The organism is Streptomyces misionensis, assembly GCF_007896895.1.
GTDB lineage: Bacteria > Actinomycetota > Actinomycetes > Streptomycetales > Streptomycetaceae > Streptomyces > Streptomyces misionensis_A.
The window spans coordinates 1-4274 of sequence record NZ_VOGW01000124.1; the positions used below are offsets into that span (position 1 = coordinate 1).

The following is a 4274-nucleotide window of genomic DNA, read 5'->3' on the forward strand; positions in this document are numbered from 1 at the left end:
CGGGGGTTGTAGAAGAACGGCACGGAGAAGCGTTCCGTCGCTCCGGGCGGGCTGACCACGCGGTGGTTGGTGGCCAGGAGGTAGCCGTTGGTGGCGACCTCCAGGAGTTCGCCGAGGTTGACGACGAAGGCGTCCGCGATGGGCGGTACGTCGTGGAAGCGGCCGTCCTCGCGCTGCACCTGGAGGCCGCCGACGGTGTCCTGGAGGAGCAGGGTGAGGAAGCCGTAGTCCTTGTGGGCGCCGACGCCCTGGTCGGTGCCGTCGCCCGCGCTGCCGGGGTAGCGGACCAGCTTGAGCTGCGGGTGGGCACCGTCGCCGAAGACCGGGTCGTAGAAGTCGGCGGGGGCGCCGATGGCGGTCAGCAGTTCGTGCAGCAGGCGCCGGGCGACCGCGCTGAGCCGGTCGATCCAGGCGAGGGCCGCGGTGCGCAGCTCGGGCAGGGCGGCGGGCCACTGGTTGGGGCCCTGGAGCCACCAGTACGGCGGCTCGCCGGGGCCGGGGACGCGGGCGGGGCGTTCGGCGCCTATGTCGAGCTGGTCGCGCCAGTCGCGGGCACCGCCGGTGCGCTCGTCGCCGGTGCGCGTGTAGCCGCGGAAGTGCGGGGAGTTGACGTTGTCCAGGGCCAGCCGGTCGGCCTCGGGGAGGGCGAAGAAGGCGCGCATGGCGGTGAGCAGCGCGTCCTTCTCGGCGGCCGGTACGCCATGTCCGACCAGCTGGAAGAAGCCGACGTCGTGCGCGGCGGCGTGCAGCTGGTCGTGCAGCCGGGCCCGGTCCCGGGGGCCGCGGTCGGCGGCCGAGAGGTCGATCACGGGCAGTTGGTCGTACGTCGCGGTGGTCGCGTGGTGCGAAGTCATGGTGTGTCCGCAGGGTGTACGGGGCACGGTTCGGCCGCGTCAGGGTAGGCGGCCCCGCGTGCCGGAAAAGGGAGTGGTGCGGGTCGGGGCTGGTCAGGCGCGGTGGCGCGGACAGCCCATGCTCGTGACGCGCACGTAGTCCACGTGGCGGCGGCGAACGAGCATCGGAAGCATGCGCACAGGGTACTGCGCGCACCGGCATCCGGGTGTGGTCCCGCTCACCGGCTCACCGCTCACCGGCTCGGAACTCGCCCCGCACCGGCACCGTGCGGTGACCGCCGCCGCCGACCACGGTCCGGCGCCGCGGCTCCGGCGCCTCAGCCGAGCGCGCCGTCGACCAGCTCCGCCCACTGGGCCACCACGCGTTCCCGCCGCGCCGTGTCGTCGGTGAGGACGTTGGCGAGGCCGAGGCCCCGGGCCATGTCGAGGAGGCCCTGGACGGTTTCGCGGGCGCCGGGGCGGGACTCGTCGGCGCCGAGGAGGTCGACGGCGATGCGGTGGGTCTCGCGGCCGACGCGGGCTTCCAACTCGGTGACCCGGCCACGCAGTTGGTCCTCGTTGGAGGCGGCCACCCACAGCTGGAGGGCGGCCCGGAAGAGAGGGCCGGTGTAGAGGTCGACCAGGGCGGTGACGACGGCCCGGCGGTCGCCGGCCGCGCCCTTGGGGAAGAGGGCGCGCAGCGCGCTGGAGCGTTCCTCGGCGACGTACTCGACGGCCGCGGTGAACAGGTCCTCGCGGGTGGGGAAGTGGTGCTGGGCGGCGCCCCGGGAGACCCCGGCGCGTTCGGCGACGACGGCGACGGTGGAGCCCGCCCAGCCGTGTTCGGCGAGACAGGCGACGGCGGCCTCCAGGAGCCGCTGCCGGGTGACCCGGCTGCGGTCCTGCTTGGGCAGACGGTCGCGGTCGGCCGTCGTCCTCATCTGGTCACACCACCCATGCCGGATCCCGTTTCTCCAGGAAGGCCGTCATCCCCTCCCGGGCCTGGTCGGAGGCGAACAGCCGGGCCGAGAGCGCGGTCAGCTGGGCCGCGTCCCGGTCGAATGTCTCCAGCACCCTAGCCGTGAGCAGCCGTTTCGTCTCCGCCAGGGCCTCGGGCGCGGAGCGGCGCAGCCCGTCCAGGAGGGGGGCCAGGGCCTCGTCCACGTCGTCCGCCGCGGCGGTGAGCAGCCCGGTGCGCACGGCCTCGTCGGGGCCGAAGCGTTCGCCGGTGAGGTAGTGGCGGGCGAGGGCGCGCGGGTCGGTGCGCGGCAGCAGGGGCAGCGAGATCACCGCCGGGGCCAGGCCGATGCGGACCTCGGTGAAGGCGAAGGTGGCGGTGCGGGAGGCGACGGCCAGGTCGCAGGCGGCCAGCAGTCCGAGGCCGCCCGCCCGGACGTGTCCGGTGACCCGGGCTATCACCGGTTTGGGCAGTTCGACCAGGTGCCGCAGCAGCCCGACCAGCGCCTGCGGGGGCGGTGGTTCGCGCAGGTCGGCGCCGGCCGAGAAGGTGGTGCCGGTGTGGGTGAGGACGACGGCCCGTACGTCCGGGTCCTCGCCGCAGTCGGCCAGCGCGTCGGCGAGGGCGGCGACGAGGCTCGCGGACAGCGCGTTGCGCCGGTCGGCGGCGTCCAGACTGAGGGTTTCGACGCCGCGGGTCCGCGCGCGTCCGATCGGTACGGTCATGCCTGCTCCCTGAGCTGTCGACGCAAGATCTTTCCGGAGGCGGCGCGTCCCAGGACGGCCTCGTGGATCGGGAGTCGGACGGGTGGGACGTCGGCGTACTCGCCGCACGGTTCCTTGGGGCGGCCGCGGCTCAGTACGACTTGGGCAGGCCCAGGGTCTGGTGGGAGACGTAGTTGAGAATCATCTCCCGGCTGACCGGGGCGATACGTGCCACGCGCGCGGCCGTTATCAGCGAGGCGAGCCCGTACTCGCGGGTGAGGCCGTTGCCGCCGAGGGTGTGCACGGCCTGGTCGACGGCCCGCACGCAGGCCTCCCCGGCCGCGTACTTGGCCATGTTGGCGGCCTCGCCCGCGCCGATGTCGTCGCCCGCGTCGTAGAGATGGGCCGCCTTCTGCATCATCAGCCGGGCCGTCTCCAGTTCGATGTGCGCCTGCGCGAGGGGGTGCGCGATGGCCTGGTGGGCGCCGATGGGCGTCTTCCAGACGGTGCGGTCGCGGGCGTACTCGACGGCCCTGGCGAGGGCGTACCGGCCCATTCCGACGGCGAACGCGGCCGTCATGACGCGCTCCGGGTTGAGCCCGGCGAACAGCTGGAGCAGTCCCGCGTCCTCGTCGCCCACGAGGGCGTCGGCGGGCAGCCGTACGTCGTCCAGGACCAGCTCGAACTGCTTCTCGGCGGCGCTGAGTTCCATGTCGATCGGCCGCTTCTGGAAGCCGGGCGCGTCCGTCGGCACGATGAACAGGCAGGGCTTGAGCCGTCCGGTGCGGGCGTCCTCGGTGCGGCCGACGATCAGCACCGCGTCGGCCATGTCCACCCCGGAGATGAAGACCTTGCGGCCGGTGAGCAGCCAGTCGGTGCCGTCGCGGCGGGCCGTGGTGGTGATGCGGTGGCTGTTGGAGCCGGCGTCGGGCTCGGTGATGCCGAACGCCATCAGCCCTGTGCCGTCGGCGAGTTTCGGGAGCCAGTCCCGTTTCTGCGCCTCGGTGCCGAAGCGGGCGATCACGGTGCCGCAGATGGCGGGGGAGACGACGAGCATGAGCAGCGGTGACCCGGCGGCGCCCAGTTCCTCGAGCACGATGGCGAGTTCGGTGATGCCGCCGCCCCCGCCGCCGTAGGCCTCCGGCAGGTTGACGCCGAGGTAGCCGAGCCTGCCGGCCTCGGCCCAGAGTTCGGTGAGGGGTTTGCCCTCGGCGACGGTGCGGGTGAGGTAGTCGCGGCCGTAGCGGCTGCCGAGGGCGGACACCGCCGATCGGAGCGCCTTGTGCTCTTCGGATTCGATGAGAGTGGTCATGCGATTCCTCCGCGTGCGGGTGGTGGGTGGTTGCTCGCGCGGTGCGTCGCTCCGTTTACGCCGGTCGCACCACCGCCAGCAGCAGGCCGGGCTCCACCTGCTGTCCCGGCCGGGCGTGCAGTGCGGTGAGGACGCCCGCGGCGGGGGCCGAGATCTGGTGCTGCATCTTCATCGCCTCCAGCCAGATCAGGGGCTGGCCGGCCTGGACGCGCGCCCCCTCCGCCAGGCCCTCGGCGACGCGTACGACCGTGCCGGGCATGGGGGCGAGCAGCGAGCCCGGGGCGAGCTGGGCGGCCGGGTCGGAAAACCGCGGCAGCGCCGTGAGCCGGGTGCCGCCGACGTACACCTCGTCCCCGTACCGCGCCACCTCGAACGTCCGCCGCACGCCCGCCACGTCGAGTACGACCGTGCCCGCGTCGGCGCGCACCACCCGCACCCCCTCGGCGGTGAGGCCCTGCCTGGTGTGC

Annotated in this window: 5 protein-coding genes; all 5 read right to left on the reverse strand. The window is 73.7% G+C overall.

Going from position 1 to position 4274, the window contains the following annotated elements; genetic code table 11:
* Positions 1–854 (reverse strand): isopenicillin N synthase family dioxygenase (locus tag FRZ03_RS21735; protein ID WP_146466827.1); only part of this gene is annotated, 854 nt, incomplete at its 3' end.
* Between the two features lie 317 nt (positions 855–1171).
* Complete coding sequence (locus FRZ03_RS21740) at positions 1172–1774, reverse strand: TetR/AcrR family transcriptional regulator (RefSeq protein WP_146466828.1); 603 nt, start codon at positions 1772–1774, stop codon at positions 1172–1174.
* Between the two features lie 4 nt (positions 1775–1778).
* On the reverse strand, positions 1779–2516 hold the full coding sequence (locus tag FRZ03_RS21745; protein WP_146466829.1) for an enoyl-CoA hydratase family protein: 738 nt from the start codon (positions 2514–2516) through the stop codon (positions 1779–1781).
* A gap of 130 nt (positions 2517–2646) precedes the next feature.
* Complete coding sequence (locus tag FRZ03_RS21750; protein WP_146466830.1) at positions 2647–3807, reverse strand: acyl-CoA dehydrogenase family protein; 1161 nt, start codon at positions 3805–3807, stop codon at positions 2647–2649.
* Between the two features lie 55 nt (positions 3808–3862).
* Positions 3863–4274, reverse strand: a 412-nt coding sequence (locus tag FRZ03_RS21755; RefSeq protein ID WP_146466844.1) for an acyl-CoA carboxylase biotin carboxyl carrier protein subunit, incomplete at its 5' end; no start/stop codon positions are given.

What these genes read in the sequence shown, in the direction of transcription:
- FRZ03_RS21750 (WP_146466830.1), bottom strand. Translation starts at nt 3,807, where the DNA reads ATGACCACTCTCATCGAATCCGAAGAGCACAAGGCGCTCCGATCGGCG.
- FRZ03_RS21745 (WP_146466829.1), bottom strand. Translation starts at nt 2,516, where the DNA reads ATGACCGTACCGATCGGACGCGCGCGGACCCGCGGCGTCGAAACCCTC.
- FRZ03_RS21740 (WP_146466828.1), bottom strand. Translation starts at nt 1,774, where the DNA reads ATGAGGACGACGGCCGACCGCGACCGTCTGCCCAAGCAGGACCGCAGC.